Annotated in this window: 13 protein-coding genes and 1 pseudogene; 12 read left to right on the top strand and 2 right to left on the bottom strand. The window is 67.5% G+C overall.

Going from position 1 to position 15,043, the window contains the following annotated elements; genetic code table 11:
* The first annotated feature begins 189 nt into the window (after positions 1-189).
* From ACGF8B_RS39410 to ACGF8B_RS39380, 7 genes and pseudogenes are all read left to right on the top strand, one after another.
* Positions 190-729, top strand: coding sequence for a hypothetical protein (locus ACGF8B_RS39410; protein WP_392747432.1), 540 nt, complete (start codon positions 190-192; stop codon positions 727-729).
* 153 nt (positions 730-882) lie between these two features.
* A complete protein-coding gene (locus ACGF8B_RS39405; RefSeq protein ID WP_392747431.1) occupies positions 883-1,638 on the top strand; it encodes a DnaB-like helicase C-terminal domain-containing protein in 756 nt (251 codons plus the stop codon).
* 43 nt (positions 1,639-1,681) lie between these two features.
* Positions 1,682-1,897 (top strand): annotated as a pseudogene (locus ACGF8B_RS39400) (transcriptional regulator); the annotation flags it as partial.
* Between the two features lie 1,186 nt (positions 1,898-3,083).
* The gene (locus ACGF8B_RS39395) at positions 3,084-4,238 is read left to right on the top strand and encodes a protein kinase (RefSeq protein ID WP_392747430.1); all 1,155 of its coding nucleotides are present in this window, start codon (positions 3,084-3,086) and stop codon (positions 4,236-4,238) included.
* A gap of 468 nt (positions 4,239-4,706) precedes the next feature.
* Positions 4,707-6,248 (top strand): hypothetical protein, encoded by a 1,542-nt coding sequence (locus ACGF8B_RS39390; protein ID WP_392747429.1) that lies wholly within the window; start codon positions 4,707-4,709, stop codon positions 6,246-6,248.
* A 372-nt stretch (positions 6,249-6,620) separates the two neighbouring features.
* Positions 6,621-9,065, top strand: coding sequence for a UvrD-helicase domain-containing protein (locus ACGF8B_RS39385; RefSeq protein ID WP_392747428.1), 2,445 nt, complete (start codon positions 6,621-6,623; stop codon positions 9,063-9,065).
* A 140-nt stretch (positions 9,066-9,205) separates the two neighbouring features.
* Positions 9,206-9,454, top strand: a complete 249-nt coding sequence (locus ACGF8B_RS39380) for a hypothetical protein (RefSeq protein ID WP_392747427.1) — start codon at positions 9,206-9,208, stop codon at positions 9,452-9,454.
* A gap of 704 nt (positions 9,455-10,158) precedes the next feature.
* On the opposite strand, the gene ACGF8B_RS39375 is transcribed toward ACGF8B_RS39380, so the two are convergent.
* Positions 10,159-10,911, bottom strand: coding sequence for a cytochrome c biogenesis CcdA family protein (locus ACGF8B_RS39375; protein WP_392747504.1), 753 nt, complete (start codon positions 10,909-10,911; stop codon positions 10,159-10,161).
* A 565-nt stretch (positions 10,912-11,476) separates the two neighbouring features.
* Between ACGF8B_RS39375 and ACGF8B_RS39370 the strand changes: the two genes are divergently transcribed.
* From ACGF8B_RS39370 to ACGF8B_RS39350, 5 genes are all read left to right on the top strand, one after another.
* Complete coding sequence (locus ACGF8B_RS39370) at positions 11,477-11,755, top strand: DUF6233 domain-containing protein (RefSeq protein WP_392747426.1); 279 nt, start codon at positions 11,477-11,479, stop codon at positions 11,753-11,755.
* Between the two features lie 56 nt (positions 11,756-11,811).
* The gene (locus ACGF8B_RS39365; protein WP_392747424.1) at positions 11,812-12,690 is read left to right on the top strand and encodes a DNA ligase; all 879 of its coding nucleotides are present in this window, start codon (positions 11,812-11,814) and stop codon (positions 12,688-12,690) included.
* 130 nt (positions 12,691-12,820) lie between these two features.
* On the top strand, positions 12,821-13,438 hold the full coding sequence (locus ACGF8B_RS39360; protein WP_392747422.1) for a hypothetical protein: 618 nt from the start codon (positions 12,821-12,823) through the stop codon (positions 13,436-13,438).
* A gap of 111 nt (positions 13,439-13,549) precedes the next feature.
* Positions 13,550-13,807: a hypothetical protein gene (locus tag ACGF8B_RS39355; protein WP_392747420.1), complete on the top strand. Its 258-nt coding sequence runs from the start codon at positions 13,550-13,552 to the stop codon at positions 13,805-13,807.
* Between the two features lie 8 nt (positions 13,808-13,815).
* A complete protein-coding gene (locus ACGF8B_RS39350; protein WP_392747503.1) occupies positions 13,816-14,184 on the top strand; it encodes a hypothetical protein in 369 nt (122 codons plus the stop codon).
* A gap of 50 nt (positions 14,185-14,234) precedes the next feature.
* On the opposite strand, the gene ACGF8B_RS39345 is transcribed toward ACGF8B_RS39350, so the two are convergent.
* The gene (locus ACGF8B_RS39345; protein ID WP_392747418.1) at positions 14,235-15,041 is read right to left on the bottom strand and encodes a hypothetical protein; all 807 of its coding nucleotides are present in this window, start codon (positions 15,039-15,041) and stop codon (positions 14,235-14,237) included.
* Between the last annotated feature and the right edge of the window lie 2 nt (positions 15,042-15,043).

Genomic DNA, 15,043 nt, shown 5'->3' with positions numbered 1-15,043 from the left:
AAGGGCGTACGGCCCTGTCGGCCGCAACATCCGGGGCCGTCACTGCGACACGACAGTGAAAACACTGTCCGCGTTTCGCCTCTGACCTGCGGTGACGCCGTCAGCGCTGCCCACTCCAGTGCCAGCACTGCTCCCCGTTCTTGCGAAATTTCGACGTTCTGCGGCGGGCGCCAGCTTCGGGTGGTGAGGATGGCCGTACTGGCACGCTCGACCCCGAAGGATGACGCCATGACTGACTACAAAGTGACCCCGGACGAGACACGCCAGATCGCGGAGGCGTTCCTGAAGGTGAACCCGTCCCTGAAGCCTCAGTGGGGGAACGAGACCGACTTGGGCCCGAGGGTCTTCGCTTTCGATGGCGTCCCCGAGTACGAGGAGTTCCGTGACCCGGGTTCTCCGGCGTGGGTCGTGCGGTTCGAAGATCCGATGGGTCGCAAGCACTACGTGGACCACGAGGCAGTCCTCAAAGGCCTGAGCGTGTCCGTGTACGAGGACGACGCGATGGAGTCGACCTATATCTCCACGTGGGTGATGCTGCAGACGGTCGAGGAGCGAAAGCTGAGGCCGCTCCCCGCATGGGGGCCTTCCCGGATCGTGCAGCTCGGGCTGTTCTCAGGCGCCGCTGTCCGGTACCCGTACGAGGGGCATTCGCTGCTCACCGGCGGGCCGGAAGAGCGTCTGAAGTTCCTGGCGCCGCCCAAGGACACCGGCACCGACACGGCCGTGTGACAGCCGGGCTGGGCCGGGCTGGGCCGCACGAACCCGGCACGGCCGGGGCAGGGGCGGTGGGGTGGTTCATGCCGGACGTCTGTACGCCTGTCAGCCGCCTCGGGTTTTGCCCCGACCCATCGATACTTCTATGGCTGACCACTTGGAGAGAACATGACTAGCCACGAGCTCAACACCGGGCTGTCGGACTTCGACGCCTTGGCAGGTCCCATCCCGCGAGGCCGGGTCACTCTCGTCGCCGCCCGTTCTTCCGCCGGCGCGAGCGCCTTCGCTCTGACCGTGGCCCGCCATAACGACGAGACCGGCCACCATGTCGCGATCGCAAGCTTCCAATGCGTGGCCGATGAACTCATGAGCGACTACGTCGCAGCCACCACCTCGGTCAACACCAACCGCCCGCTCACGATCAACAAAGGCCGCCGCACCCGCATCGAGCGCGCCCGCACCACGATCGAACAGTCCCGGCTGTGGATGTGGGATCCCAGGGGCAACTGCTCCCTGGAGAACCTGACCAAGCAGATGGCCGACCTGTCCGACCTCGATCTGCTCATCCTGGACAGCTACCACCTGGCCACACACGGCGAACTTGTCCCTGGGGCCACCTTCACCACACTTCGGAACCTCGCACGCGAACGGAACATCGGCCTGCTGGTTACCGCCCACCTGGACCTGCCGGCAGACGGCTCCGAGACCGACCTCCCCGCGATCACCGAACTGGGCTTCCTGAGCACCCCCGTGGCAGCAGCCGAGACGGTCATGCTCCTGCACCGGCCCGACCGCAACGGCACCGTCCCGCAGCGGCGCGGCGAAGTCGACCTCATCGCGGCCCGAGGCTGGGACGCCGCCGGCAGCGCAACCGTGCGATTCGAGCCGGAGTACCACCGGTTCGTCGACCTGCCCAACACCTGACCGAAGTCGGCACGACAGGAAAAAAGGGGGACGGGCTGACTGGGAGATCCATCCGCTGAACCAGTCGCAGGTGCCGCGCCCGCTCCAGCGGCTGGTGGAGTACCGCGCGATGAACGTCCGCCGATGGGACCGCATCGTCGAAGCCTGGGCGGCCGGCGACCACCAGGGCCTGGACGACTCCTGGGAAGACGTTATCGCCGGCCTGGGATCCCAGTGGGGCCAGTACGAGTACGTCACCAACATCGGCTTCGCCACGTGAATGCCCCCGTACGCCGTTCTGAGCGTCTGTCAGTCGCCCCGGGTCTCCCGGCCTGGGGCGACTGATCTTCGTACTTCAGGGGGCGCACAGTGATCTTCGTCAGGTGTCTCCGGTCGGGTTCGCCGGCATCGACTACGCCGAACTCGACTACTCGTGATGCCGGGCAGCCGGCGGAAATGCGGGCCGTGGATTGTCAGTGGGGAGCGGTAAGGTACCTCCGCTCGTCGAGCGTGGTGTAGCTGCGGTGTGTTCGTCAGATGTGAAGTCGCGACAAAAGCCGCTTATTTGGCACTCATTCGGGTGTGCCAACAGTCCCTCGTGAGTGTGATGCCTGTCACTCGTTGAATGGTGGACTAAGGGGGTGAGCTGCCCCCTTGCGGGTTCTTGGCAGAAAAATGCGCAGCTCATCATGTGGGCATCGGTCGCCTTATTCGGCCTTGGGGGGCAAGATGGGGACCGTCGCATGCCAAGGGGTGTGACTCACATCACATGGCAGCGCTTTGTTGATTACGCGACAGTAACAAGCAACGGCAAGGCGAAGGCCCCACCCACCGCTCGCGAGGCTCGGGGCGAGGCCTTCTCTACACCGTCTGCAGCGTGGCCCCGGCCTTTAGGTCGGGGCTTTCGCGTTGTCAGCCCAGCGCGTCCCATCCGAGTTTGATGAGCGAGCAGATCGGACCGAGCCAGCGGATCCACCTGTAACGCCGATCCGCCTTCGTGCTGCAGCAGCAGTACCCGTCAGGCCTGTGAGCCATGGGGCATACCCCTTCCTGGATCCGCGACCTTCGCGAACTCCGCGGAGGCCAACGAGGCACTTGGACCCCAGGGGTAGGCGATACAGTACCCTCGCCGGAGCAGAGGTGCCGCTTCCCTCAAACGCACCCGAAGTGCCTCACGCACGACACCCAGTGCCACTCTGGGTAGACGGTCAAGATCAAATGAGTGATCGTCGCGGCGTTTCAACGCCTCCGGACGCGCGCCCTCTTGACGGAGCGTCGGGAACAGAGTGCCAGTTCCGCCTGCAAGAGTCGTCTATCTCACACCGCGGTCATAGCGGTCGATCCCGCACCGACAAGAGGCGGGTGCGGTCGATCAAGTTCGCCTGCCGTCGGCGGTTCCTGCGGCGTAGCGTGACGGACACGCGCCTGGTACACCGTGCGTCGCGGTGAGCGCCGGAGGGGGAGTCGTGCAAGCAGGGGCTGTACTGGGCGGGCGCTACCGTCTGATCGAACCCATCGGCGCGGGCGGGTTCGGCCAGGTCTGGAAGGCCCATGACCCCAACGTCGACCGCATGGTCGCGGTCAAGGTACTCACAGGTGATACGGGCGACAAGCAGGTGGCCCGCTTCGCCCGTGAGGCCGCGGTGGCCGGCGGGCTCGCCCACCCGAACATCGTCACCGTTCACGACTTCGGCTCCACGCCAACGCACGACGGGCAGACATGCGTCTACCTGGTGATGGAGCTCCTGGCCGGCCATCCGCTCAGCGCCGCCCTGGAAAAGGGAAGACTGCCCCTGCCGAAGGCCCTGTACATCGCGGCCTGCGTTGCCGACGCCTTGAAAGCTGCACACCGCGCAGGCCTGACCCACCGGGACATCAAACCGTCCAACATCATGATCCGGAGCAACGGCAAGGCCACCGTCGTGGACTTCGGCATCACCAAGAGCAACGACCGCCGGCACGATGTCACCACCACCGGCGTCCTGATCGGCACCCCGGCCTACATGGCACCCGAAGCGCTGGCCGGAACCTTCGACCAACGCTCCGACCTGTACTCGCTCGGATGCGTGCTCTACGAAATGGTCACCGGCCGCCGGCCCTTCACCGGAACGTCCTGGCACCTGATCAACCAACACCTCCAGGAGCAGCCCGCGCCGCTGCGCACCCTGCGCCCGGACGTGCCCGTGGAACTGGAGCGGTTCGTCAGCCGGCTCCTGGCCAAGGAACCGGCTCAGCGGCCGGACTCCGCCAGGGTCCGGGACGCCCTCAAGAAGATCAGCGACCGTCACTTCGGGGCCACACCGCCCCGCCGCGGCGCGGACCTCGCGCATGACATCTACGTCAGCCAGGCGGAAGCCACGGACGGCGCGATCATCCCTTTGCGGATCACGGTCCATCGGACGTGCCCCGCATGCGCCACCCGGGCCGACGAGAAGGCGGCACGGGCCTGCACCACCTGCAAGGGGGAGGGCCGGATCATCCACGAACAACACACCCACAAGGTCCGCATTCCCGCGGGCATCAGGCAGGGCCAGAAACTCCGTATCCGCGAACTCGGCGGCCCCGGCGAGCATGGTGGCGCCCCCGGGGACCTGTACGTGACCGTGCACGTCGACGACTGATCTGCCGCGCGGTATTCGGCCGGGGCCGGTCATGCGCACAGAATGCCGGGCCGGGCGGCGTTGCTGATGGAGAGTTGGCTGTACCCCGGGCCAGAGAGCTGATCCGGGGTACAGCCGGCCTCGTGGCAGGTCGTGGCCCAGTGACAACTCCCGGGCACGGGTCCTGCAACGCCTCGCCGTCGAACGAGCCGGACTGTACAGCCGCTGATTCTGGCACCGTGGGCCTATGGAAATGGCTTCTCTGAATGGCCGTAACTTGCTAGTTCGGGCGTGGTGTTTGTTCCCGCTGGGCGACCATTGAATTGGTGTTGAGCTGCACCGATGGTTGCGTTCAAATTCGTGTTCGAATACCTGAGTTGGTGTGTTTTCAGCCTCGCCTGGAGCTGTCCGGAGATGCTGCGCCATTCGTTTTGTCAGTGCCTCGCTCTACCTTGAGTTTCAAGGGGTTCCCAGGGGAGGGCGGTAGGGGTGACGAACGGTGTATGGCACTCCGGGTTGAATCTGATTCTCGAGCTCGACAAGGAAGATCTCGGGCTTCCCTGCAATAGCGGAATCGGTGCCGCTGATCTGCGTTCGGAGATCCTTCTCCGTGTTGCCGACCGGCCACGGGATCTTCTGGTCTGTGTGGAGCGCAGTCTCGGCCGGGAGTGCAAGGCCGAGCTGCTGGGCGTCAAGAGTCCTTACATGTATGTGCGTCAGCATCGTGGGCCGGACGGGCTCTTGCGGTTACGGGCTGTGCACCTGCCCACCCCGCACGAGATGACAGCTGAGGAAAGTGACCGCCACAAGGCGATGAAGGATTTCGTCGCGCGCCACTGTCAGTCCGCAGGCATCGAATCGAAGATTGAGAAGACCACGAGGAGCCGTACTTCCCGGCCGGATGTCACGGTCATCGGGAGCGGGGGTGTCAGCCTCGGGTGCGAGGCCCAGTTTTACAACGCCAGCCCCGGTTCTGTTCTGCGCCGGTCCGGGGCACACGGCGATGCCGGTCTTGTCGCCAACTGGATCACTCATGACGACACCTTCCATCTTGTTGACAGGGCCAACTGGATGCTGATCCGTGACGCCTCCTGGCAGGAGATCGCCCGGGCTGCCGATCTTCCGCTTTTCGGTGGGTACCGTGTCCTCGCCGACTGGCATTGCACAGCTGCTGCCGAGCGGCCGTGTCCGGCAGGCGTGGTGAAGACCGGGTGCGGTAAGCGTCACTTGCAATGGGACACACCCCGTCGCCTGGACGGTGAAGCAACCGGTTGGACCGGCTACCGGGGCGACCGGCTGGGTGTCACCGTCGGCCGCACCCTCATCGGTGCTGCCACCGGGAGCGTCGTGCCCCTTTTCGTTCCGGGGCGCAAGGATCGCCGGGCCGGAAGCCATATGTGGGTTCCCGTCGAGGACCGGGACACCTGGGCCGAGCACCTTAGAGAGCAGCCTCCGGCCGAGGAGCCGCAACCGGAGGTGAGTCAGGAGCTGCATTTCTCAGGCAGGGAGGCCGACAGAGGGTGCCGGTTCGGGGAGAAGACCTGGGTTCCGAGCGCGCCGCTGCCGCGCCGGGGCATCGCCGGCGTTGAGCTCACGATGACGGTGGACGTTTGGATTCCTCAGCAGCGCATCCCCAAACAAGAAATCGAACACACATATCATTCTGGTATGGCTGAGACAACGTTCCCCGATGATCTTCGCGCTGCGCAGGTCCGTTTGCACCAGGCCACCGCAGAGCTCACCGCGTTCGGGCGCACGCTGCCCTGGTCCGTGGAGCCGCACGAGGGATGGCCAGGGAAGGAGCATTCACATACTGGTGAGGTCACGGGCGGCCGGCCACCGTCGCCTGGCTGGACGGACGAGCAGAAGGAGACCATCAGCGGGCTCCGCCAGGAGTGCCTGACCCTGTCTGTAGCCGTCGTTACCCACCCGTACTGGAAGTCGCTCACCGGCGAGGACCTGGTGAAACGACGGATGGAACTCAAGTCGACCACTCGGCTGGAGGCTGTTCCCACAGCTGGCGCAGCCTGACTCGGCGGCCCCTGTCGACAGCCCACACCGCTATGTGTTTGTAAGCGGGACACCCTGGCCTGACGGCTGGGCTCTTCCCGAGGTGGACTGACCGTGCGGCCGACCGCCAGATTCATGCTCTGAAGAACGCGCACGACGGGCGCACGACGCGGCGGCGCAGCCCCGTTCCAGCGTTCGGCTCAATGCGCACGTCGCGGCGACGCGGTGTGGAGCTCACGGTCCTGCTTTCGCCCTGGTCCAGCCCGCCAACGCGGAGGGCGAGCTGCTGGTTCGAAGTCAGCTACACCGAGAGTGTGGTTGACCATGGGTGGATCACCCATTCACGCTCTGTGTAGCGGTCGATGAAGCCGCTTTACCCAGAGGGGGAAGACTGTGGCTATCAAGCCGACGGAAGAGCAGCAGGCTGCCTGCGACGCATTCACCACCAGCGGGGATCTCGCCCTCGTCGCGGGAGCCGGTACGGGGAAGACCTCGACCCTGGTGTTGATGGGGGCCGCCGCGGGGAGACGGCGCGGGGTGTATGTCTCCTTCAACCGGGAGATCGCCGATCACGCGAAGACTGTGTTCGGCCCGAACGTGGAGTGCCGTACCGCGCACTCCTTCGCCTACCGGGCGGTCGGGCGCCGGTACGCCGACCGCATCCAGAAGTCCGCGCACCTGCCGCCGGCGGAGACCGCCCGCCGCCTGGGCCTGCGCCGCGACCTGGTCGTCAACGGCCGCGTGATCAAGGTCAACCATCAGGCCCGTCTGGTGATGGGCATGGTGCGCCGCTTCTGCTACACCACCGCCGAGAAAGTGATGGCACGGCATTTGGAGCCGGTCAACGGCTTAACTCCCGAAGAGCAGGACTACCTGGCCGCAGTGCTGCACCCGTACGCAGCAAGGGCCTGGGAGGACATCCAGTCACCCCAGGGGAACTTGCGGTTCGAGCACGACCACTACCTGAAGATGTGGGCCCTGACCCGCCCGGTACTGCCCGGCGAGTTCGTGCTGCTGGACGAGGCACAGGACACGAATCCGGTACTGGAGGAGATCTTTCTCGGCCAGCGGGCGCAGCGGGTGTGCGTGGGTGATCCCGCCCAGCAGATCTACGCGTGGCGGTTCGCCAAGGACGTCATGTCAGGCTTCCCGGCAGTGCAGCTGCGGCTGACCAAGTCGTTCCGGTTCGGGCCGGCGGTCGCGGAGCAGGCCAACCGCTGGCTGGAGCATGCTGGTTCCGATCTGCGCCTGGCCGGGTTCGAGGCGCGCTCTTCCCGGCTGGCGGAGCTGCCGGAAGCGGACGCGGTGCTGGTGCGCAGCAACAACGATGCGGTTGCGGAGATCATCGGCTACCAGAAGCTCGGGGTGCCGGTGGAGCTGTGCGGTGGGGGCAACGCCCTGCGTCGTATTGCCCAGGCCGCGCAGCAGCTCAAGGAGGGCAAGGGCAGCTCTCACGCGGAACTGTTCTTGTTCCGGACGTGGGAGGAGGTGCAGGAGTACGTCGAGCACGACCGTGCGGCGGCCGATCTGCGCACGCTGGTGAGGCTGGTGGACGCCTACGGGCCGGAGGCGATCGTCCAGGCGGTGGACCGGCTCGCTCCCAAGGGGCAGGGCAGGGTGGTGGTCTCCACCGTGCACAAGGCGAAGGGGCGGGAGTGGGCGCGGGTGCGGATCGGGCCTGGCTTTCACCCGCCGGCGGCGGATCACAACGAGGTGCCGCAGCCGATCCGCCTGGACGAGGCGAGGCTGGCTTATGTGGCGGTCACCCGTGCCAGCGACACCCTGGACATGGAGGGGCTGTCGTGGCTGAACGAGCACGAGCAGCAGCTCGCCGCGCTCGCCGACGACAGCGGCAGGCTCACCGCACAACTGATCGCCCTGCCGCTGACCAAGCAGCTTGCCTACCCGGGCGCGCCCGTTTCCCGTTTCATGGCCCGTCATCTGCCCGGCAACCAGGCTGTGCGGGACGACTACCTGCGCCGGGCCGCCGACCTGCCCCCGGCTGTGCAGCCGCTGGACGCCCGCTCCCCGAACTGGCCCAGCCTCGGGCATGTGATCGACTACCGGCTGCGGCTGTCCCTGGGCTCTTCGCTCGGCGGGGCGGTGCCCTACGGTGTGCTGCTGGTCCAGGACGAGAGCGAGCCGCTGCGTGGCACCGCCCTGCGGGGGGTGGCCCGCAAGAGCCTCGGCGCGGCCGGCCAGGAACTCCTTGAACGCCTCGCCGTCTACCAGCGTCGCCCCGACACCATGGACGACGATGAGCTGACCCGCCTGTGCTATGTCGCGTCCCAGTTCGAACGCGTCTACCGGGAAGGCGGCATCGAGGCCACCAGCCTGCTGGCCGGCCTGCGCCACGAGGTCACCCTCGATGGCCTGCTGACCCGCGTGCCCACTTACGCCGTGGACGACGCCGCGGCCCAGATGCGCCTGGCCCAGCCCGTCTTCGAGCGCTTCTGGCAACTGCCGCCCGAGAAGATCAAGTGCGCCCCGGTGCCCGAGGGTGCGGCAGACCTCGGCGGAGCGGATGGCGACTTCGTCCTCGACGGGCTGCTGCTGGACTGCAAGTCCACCCTCTACCCTCGCCGGATCGGCCGCGAGGAGATCTACCAGCTCGCCGGATACACCCTGCTCGACTACGCGGGCGCCTTCGGCATCACCAGGGTCGGCTTCTACCTCTCCCGCCAGGGAGCCCTCATCGACTGGCAGCTGGAGGACTTCCTCGCCCTGCTCGGCGCGTCAAAGCCCACGCACAAGCTCCGCCAACTCCTCAAGGCCGAACTCTGGCAGGTCGGCCGCCAGCGCCCCGACCTTCCCCTGCGCGTCAACGGCGCGCACTGACGAGCGGCCACAGCTCCTGGAGCCCGAAACGAGGCGCCGACTGTCGACGGCCAACCTGGAGCGCACTGACCGCTCCATCTGGCCCGGGTGCGTGAAGGACGGAAGAAGCCCGGATAGCTACATCGAAGCTCTTCGAGACCGTGGCCAGCACCTGGACCTCCGTGGTCGCCGAACGGCGCCCCTCGGCCTGCGCGTGGCAGTGGTTCACCCAGACCGTCGCACGCCGCAGCGGCCGCACCTCCACCGCCATCGAGGACACCCACCTCCTGCACCACAGACTGAGGCTGAGCATCGATCAGATCGCCACCGTGACAGGAGCCGAGCCCGCGACCGTCTGCGCCCGCCTGGCAGCCGCCAGGCGAGAACAGATCTCCGGGGACGCCGGCTGACCAGACACCGAGGCTGCTCCGGACGGACGGCCCTGCCGTGCCTCGGGGCGGCCGTTGCCCCGAGGCACGGCAGGGCGGGCTCACCCGGCCGAGAAGATTGTGGCGCTGCAGCAGTGCCCGCCCGCTCCGACGCCGACGGGATGCCGCAGGTGCGCTCCGCGCCCGCGAATCCGGACACTGGGGAGAAGGCCGGTGCCTCCGACAAGACCGGGCGTGGGAAGAAGCCTGCCGCGAAGAAGCACGCCAAGCCATTGGGTCACTTCGGTCGCTGACCAAGACCGAGCTGTACGAGAAGGCCACCAAGGCCGGAGTCAAAGGACGCTCCGGCATGACCCACGACCAGCTCGCCGACGCCCTCGCCAAGGGCACCTGAAGTGCTTCGGCGACGGGCGGGGAACCCTTGCCCTCTCACGGCCCTTCCTCAGGTGCCTTGGGCCCGATGCGGGGCGGTGGCGGCTCGGGCTTCGCCGAGTCGGGCGCGCGCCACCGCGATGTCGACGCCGCCGTCGGGGGTGGTCAGTGGATCACAGCCGTTGTCCAGGCTGCGTGGAAGACGTGGGTGTCCTGCGGTCTGGAGAGGGCGAGGATGCGGACGGCTGGGATGTCGAGAAGCAGGGCAGGTCGAACGCGTACGCGACCTGTTGCGCACCATCACCCGCTGACCCCCACCCCAGGCCGCCCCGGGCATGGAGAAGTCGCCTCCGTCAGATTCCAACGGTGAAGTCGCTGGACCATGTCTGCATCTGTTGCACCAGGAGGTCCCAGGTGCCGGTCAGCAGCAGCACGCCGGTGGCAATCATCATCGTGCCGCCAGTGCGCATGACCCACACATAGTGGCGCTTGGCCCAGCTGAAGGCACCAAGTGCCTTACGGAAGGCGATTGCGGTGAGGATAAAAGGAACACCGAGACCGAGACAGTAGGCGATGGTCAGTATCGCGCCCCGGCCCGCGCTCGCCTGCTCGGAGGACAAAACGATCACGGAGCCGAGAGTGGGACCGACGCACGGCGTCCAGCCGATCCCGAACAGGGCTCCGAGGACGGGGGCGCCGATCAGCCCGGCAGTGGGCCGCTTGTGGAAGCGGAACTCACGCTGCGTGAGCCAGGGCATCAGCCCCATGAAGAACACACCCAGCAGGATCATCAGCACGCCAAGTACCTTGGACAGCGTGCCCTGGTACTCCAGCAAAGTGGAGCCGAAGAAGCCGAAGAGCGCTCCGCCGGAGACGAACACGGCGGTGAAACCGAGGACGAACAGGAAGGCGCCGGTGGCCATCCGCCCCCGCCGCGCCTCCGCCAGGTCGGTACCGACGACGCCGGTGACATAGGAGAGGTAGCCGGGGACGAGCGGCAAGACGCAGGGAGAGAAGAAGGATACGAGCCCGCCGAGCAGAGCGATCGGCAGAGCGAGGAGCAGGGCACCGTGCTCCACTGTCGCGTTCTGTGCGGCCAGCGTCATGAGTGCGGACACGTTATTTCTCCCCAACGATCGGCTGCACCATCTTCAGCAGGGCGCTTCTGCCGAGCGCTCCTATTGCTCGTGCCGCGACTCTTCCGTGCCGATCGATGACGAGTGTGGAGGGAACCGACCAGCGACTCCGTACCCGTCGGCCGTAGTGTCGACCGCTTCCAGCCTGTCCCCGTTGGGGATCCAGTACGCGGCGCCCACCGCCTTGCCGTTATGGACGACCAAAAAACCCATCATTCCGTCGCTCGTAGGGCCCTGATAGCTGAACGAAACACCCGATGGCGTCGCCGCAGCGGCAGTGCCTGCGCCCAGCATCAGCGCACTCCCTGCCAGGATGCTTGCGGCCCCGAGGACGGCAGTGGCGCGCATGCGTATGGAGCTGTTCATTTCCCCTCGTTTCTTCGTACTGCAGGTCGATGATCACCGTATGCGAACTAGCGTTCACTTAGGTGAAATTGAGTCATCATCAGATCAGCTGCATGCGTTCAGCTCGTCACGACGGCTGCATCCGCGCCCGGGCCCAGGCTCCGCTGCGCAGCACCGGCGAGCGCAGTGGTTGGAGTGGCAGCTCCGCCAGGTCAGAGGCCGGATCCGGGAGCTGGAGGTCGCGGAGCAGCGGGAGCGGCGGCGTCAGGAGCAGGCGCATGCCGCGCTGCGGTGGAAGATCCAGCCGCAGCGGTCGTCGTCGGCGGCTCTGGTGCACCGTGGGGACTGCGCCCTGTATCCGGTCGAGGGCGGATTCCTCGACCGTGAGGAGGCGGTGATCGCTTTGGCGGAGCCTGACATCGAGCCCTGCCAGATCTGCAATCCGCAGACGGGCCTGGCCGGCGGGTAGGGCCGTACGGACTGTCCGGCGCGCTTCGGGGGCGCCGGGCTCGCAGGATCGGTTCCGTGGAGTTCCCGATCAAGGTGGCGCTGGCCCAGGCGGTTCCGGTCCTGCCCGAGGGTCCGGGCTGGTGGTACGAGCCGAAGCTCGACGGGCACAGGACTGTGCTGCGTCGTACCGACGAGTCCGTCGTGCTGTACGCCCGGTCCGGCAGGGTCGTCACCCAGCACTGGATGGACCTGGCCGTCGCCGGCATGGAACTGCGCCCCGGCACGGTCCTGGACGGCGAGGCGGCGATCTGGCGGGACGGCCGGCTCGACTTCGCCGCGGCGCAGTCGAGGGCCGCGTCGTCCGTGACCCGGGCCCGCGCCCTGGCGGCCCGGTACCCGGCTTCCTACATCTGCTGGGATGTGCTGCAGCACCCGGACCCGGCGATCGGCGACTGCCGAAGCCGCCCGTACACCGAGCGCCGCGCCCTACTCCTGGATCTGCTTGCCGATGTCGGGCCGCCGATCCAGGCCGTCCCGGCAACCGACGACCGGGACGTCGCTGTGCTCTGGTACGACGCCCTGCGGGAGCAGGGCATCGAAGGAATTGTCTGCAAGCGGGGCGGCGCGAGCTATCCGTCGGGGCAACGCAGGGGGTGGGTCAAGGTACGGCACGCGGACACCGTGGACGCCCTGGTGCTGGGGTTTACCGGCCCTCGGCTCAGGCCGCATCACCTGGTTCTGGGGGTGGGGGACGAGGGCGGTCCGGCCAGAGTGTCCGCACGTCTGGAGCCCGTTCTCGCGGCCCGTGTCGGTGAGGTGCTGGACGGGGCGGTGGTGGTGGGGGAGCGGAGGGCGGAGGGGGAGCCGTATACGCGGGTGGAGACGGATCTGGTCGTGGAGGTGCTGGCCGGGTCCGGTCGGCACGGAACCCTCACTGTGGTCCGGATGCGGTGAGAGTGCCGTGCCCGCTGGTCAGGAGTGTGTCAGCGCCGAGGCCGGCCCGCTCGGCCGCACGACGCTGCAGAGCACGGACGCGGTCACCCGCAGAACGACACTCTTCCCTGACGAGGTCGTTGGGTGAGGCATGTACCCCGTCCTTGCCCCGGGCTCCAAGACAGCCCAGGTTCCATCTCCGACTGATCCCGGCGAAGCGAAGAAGGGAGAACCTGCCTGCGACGACGCAGCAACCGCCCGTGAGCTGGCCCGTCAGGCACACGCCGCCTGGGCCCAGGGCGACCGTGCCGCCGCCCGTGCCATGGCCGATGTCGCCCGTGTCTACGCCTGTCTCGCCGAACGACCGGACCACACGGCCGCCCGCCTGGACCTCGCCGCCGCCCAACTGAGAGCGGATATCGCACGTGCAGAGGCTGTTGCTGAGGCCGCTGACGACTACGCCCGACTCACTCCGCGCCAGCGATCAGCACGTCGGGTGGCTCGGATGCTGCAGGCCGCACAGCCAGACACGCCGGTCGACAAGATCGATCACGAGGCTGTCCCACTCACCACGGTTACAGAACGGTTGAACGTCTCCCAGAGCACTGCCTGCGAGATCCGCAAGGAGGCCGCGGCGCTGCTGCTGTCCGGCTACAGCCACCGCGACGCCGGTGCCGATGCCGCCTACGAGACGGGCGAACCACGAACTCCCGCCGTCTTCCCAGACAGCGAGCTCGGCGCGCACTCCACCTCCACGGAGAAGACATAGCATCCACCGCTTGCGCCCGGCCCGTTCTGCCTGGGCGTCCGCAGGGAAGAACAGCAGGGTACGGATACGGGTACGTACCCGTATCCTCGGGGGATGGGAAGGAGTACGACGATGTCTGATGCCAATGTCCGTATCCCCGAGGCGGCCAGGGACCGGCTGGCCGCGATCGCGGCCGCCGAAGGCCTCTCGCTGCGCGCGTACCTGGCGCGGCTTGCCGAAACGATGCTGACTCCGGCAGAACGTGCCGACCGGGCCGAGAAGGCACGGACCGCGCTGGAGAAGTGGAACGGCTACGCCCCCACCGGTTCCGAGGAGGATGCCCTGGACAGTGAGCTGGACCGGCGCCTGGCCCGGGTGACGAGCCGGTGAGCGACGCCATGCACATCGTCCTGGACGACACCGCGATGACCGCGGCCGGCCAGGGCAACGTCCTTGCCTCCCGTCTCATCCACCGGGCCCACGCCGAACCCGGGTGGTTCCTGTACGCCCCGGCGTGCGCGCTCGTCGAGGCCGACCGGGCGCGGCCCGGTACGGCCGAGCACCTGGCCGCGCTGCCGGGCATCACCGTTCTGGACCTGGACCTGTCCGCCGCGCTGGCTCTCGCCCGGCAGGAGACGTGGGCGGCGGCCCACAGCCATTTCGCGGCGCAGCCCACCCCCGACCGCCCGGACGGGGCGATCATCGCGACCACGGCCCCGAAGCGGTGGGAGGGCGAGCCGGTGCGCGTTCTGGACCTCAACACCTGAGCAGCGGTTCCCGAAGGCCGCCGGCCCTGTCGTGGACGGGGCCGGCGGCCTCATCGCGTGGTGTCGAGCTGGGCACGTGCCGCTTCCAGGAACGCTGCTCGTGCTTGATCGAGGAATTCGAGAGAGTCGTGTGTCTGTTGGCTCATCTCGAACCGTCCTTGGTGGGCGGCGTCGTGCAGCAGGGTGCGTGCCTGGGCGTCGGAGACAGCCGGGCAGTTGGCGAGTGCGGCAGCTGCGGCGGTATGGGCCTGCTCGATCCGTTCGTACACGGCCTCGGGTTCGGTGCCCGGGTCGGGAGCCCAGAGCACAGGATCGGGTCGTTCCGCCGTGTGCCGGACGCCGCGCATCAGTGGCACCAGTGTCGAGAGTGCTGCCTGCGCGTCGTGGGCGGGGGTGGGTGCGTTGCTGAATAGGTTTGCCCGTTCTTCCTGTGCCGCCCTTTCCAGGGTGTGCCATGCGCGGGAGGCCAGCAGGTCGCCTTCGACGAGCTCCAGGTAGTCGTTGCATTTGAGCCGTAACCGGTTGGCGGCCTCCACGACGGGAGGCGGCCCTTCCAGCTCAAGGACCACCAGCGTTGTCCTCATGGCGCGGCGCAGCGCGGGGAGGTCCTCGTCGGTGCCGTTGAGGGCTGAATGGCCGGAGCTGATGGCGTCTTCGACGGCGAGGAGGAATGCGGCCCAGGTGTCCCGGCGGATGCCGCGGCGCCATTGCTCGTGGGTGGCTGTCGTCTGGGCGGCGGCTTGGTCGAGCGCTGCGCGGTAGGTGGCTTCGGCGCTGCGCAGGGCTGCGCGCATCTGCCATCTGCCGACCAGGACGGTCGCGGGGATTCCTACGGCGGCGACGAGCATGGCTCCCATCG

Source organism: Streptomyces sp. NPDC047917 (assembly GCF_043204345.1).
Taxonomy (GTDB): Bacteria; Actinomycetota; Actinomycetes; order Streptomycetales; family Streptomycetaceae; genus Streptomyces; species Streptomyces sanglieri.
This window is presented reverse-complemented; position numbering and strand designations above follow the sequence as displayed.

What these genes read in the sequence shown, in the direction of transcription:
- ACGF8B_RS39360 (WP_392747422.1), top strand. Translation starts at nt 12,821, where the DNA reads ATGTACCCCGTCCTTGCCCCGGGCTCCAAGACAGCCCAGGTTCCATCT.
- ACGF8B_RS39410 (WP_392747432.1), top strand. Translation starts at nt 190, where the DNA reads ATGGCCGTACTGGCACGCTCGACCCCGAAGGATGACGCCATGACTGAC.
- ACGF8B_RS39350 (WP_392747503.1), top strand. Translation starts at nt 13,816, where the DNA reads ATGCACATCGTCCTGGACGACACCGCGATGACCGCGGCCGGCCAGGGC.
- ACGF8B_RS39375 (WP_392747504.1), bottom strand. Translation starts at nt 10,911, where the DNA reads ATGACGCTGGCCGCACAGAACGCGACAGTGGAGCACGGTGCCCTGCTC.
- ACGF8B_RS39405 (WP_392747431.1), top strand. Translation starts at nt 883, where the DNA reads ATGACTAGCCACGAGCTCAACACCGGGCTGTCGGACTTCGACGCCTTG.
- ACGF8B_RS39345 (WP_392747418.1), bottom strand. Translation starts at nt 15,041, where the DNA reads ATGGGAGCCATGCTCGTCGCCGCCGTAGGAATCCCCGCGACCGTCCTG.
- ACGF8B_RS39355 (WP_392747420.1), top strand. Translation starts at nt 13,550, where the DNA reads ATGTCTGATGCCAATGTCCGTATCCCCGAGGCGGCCAGGGACCGGCTG.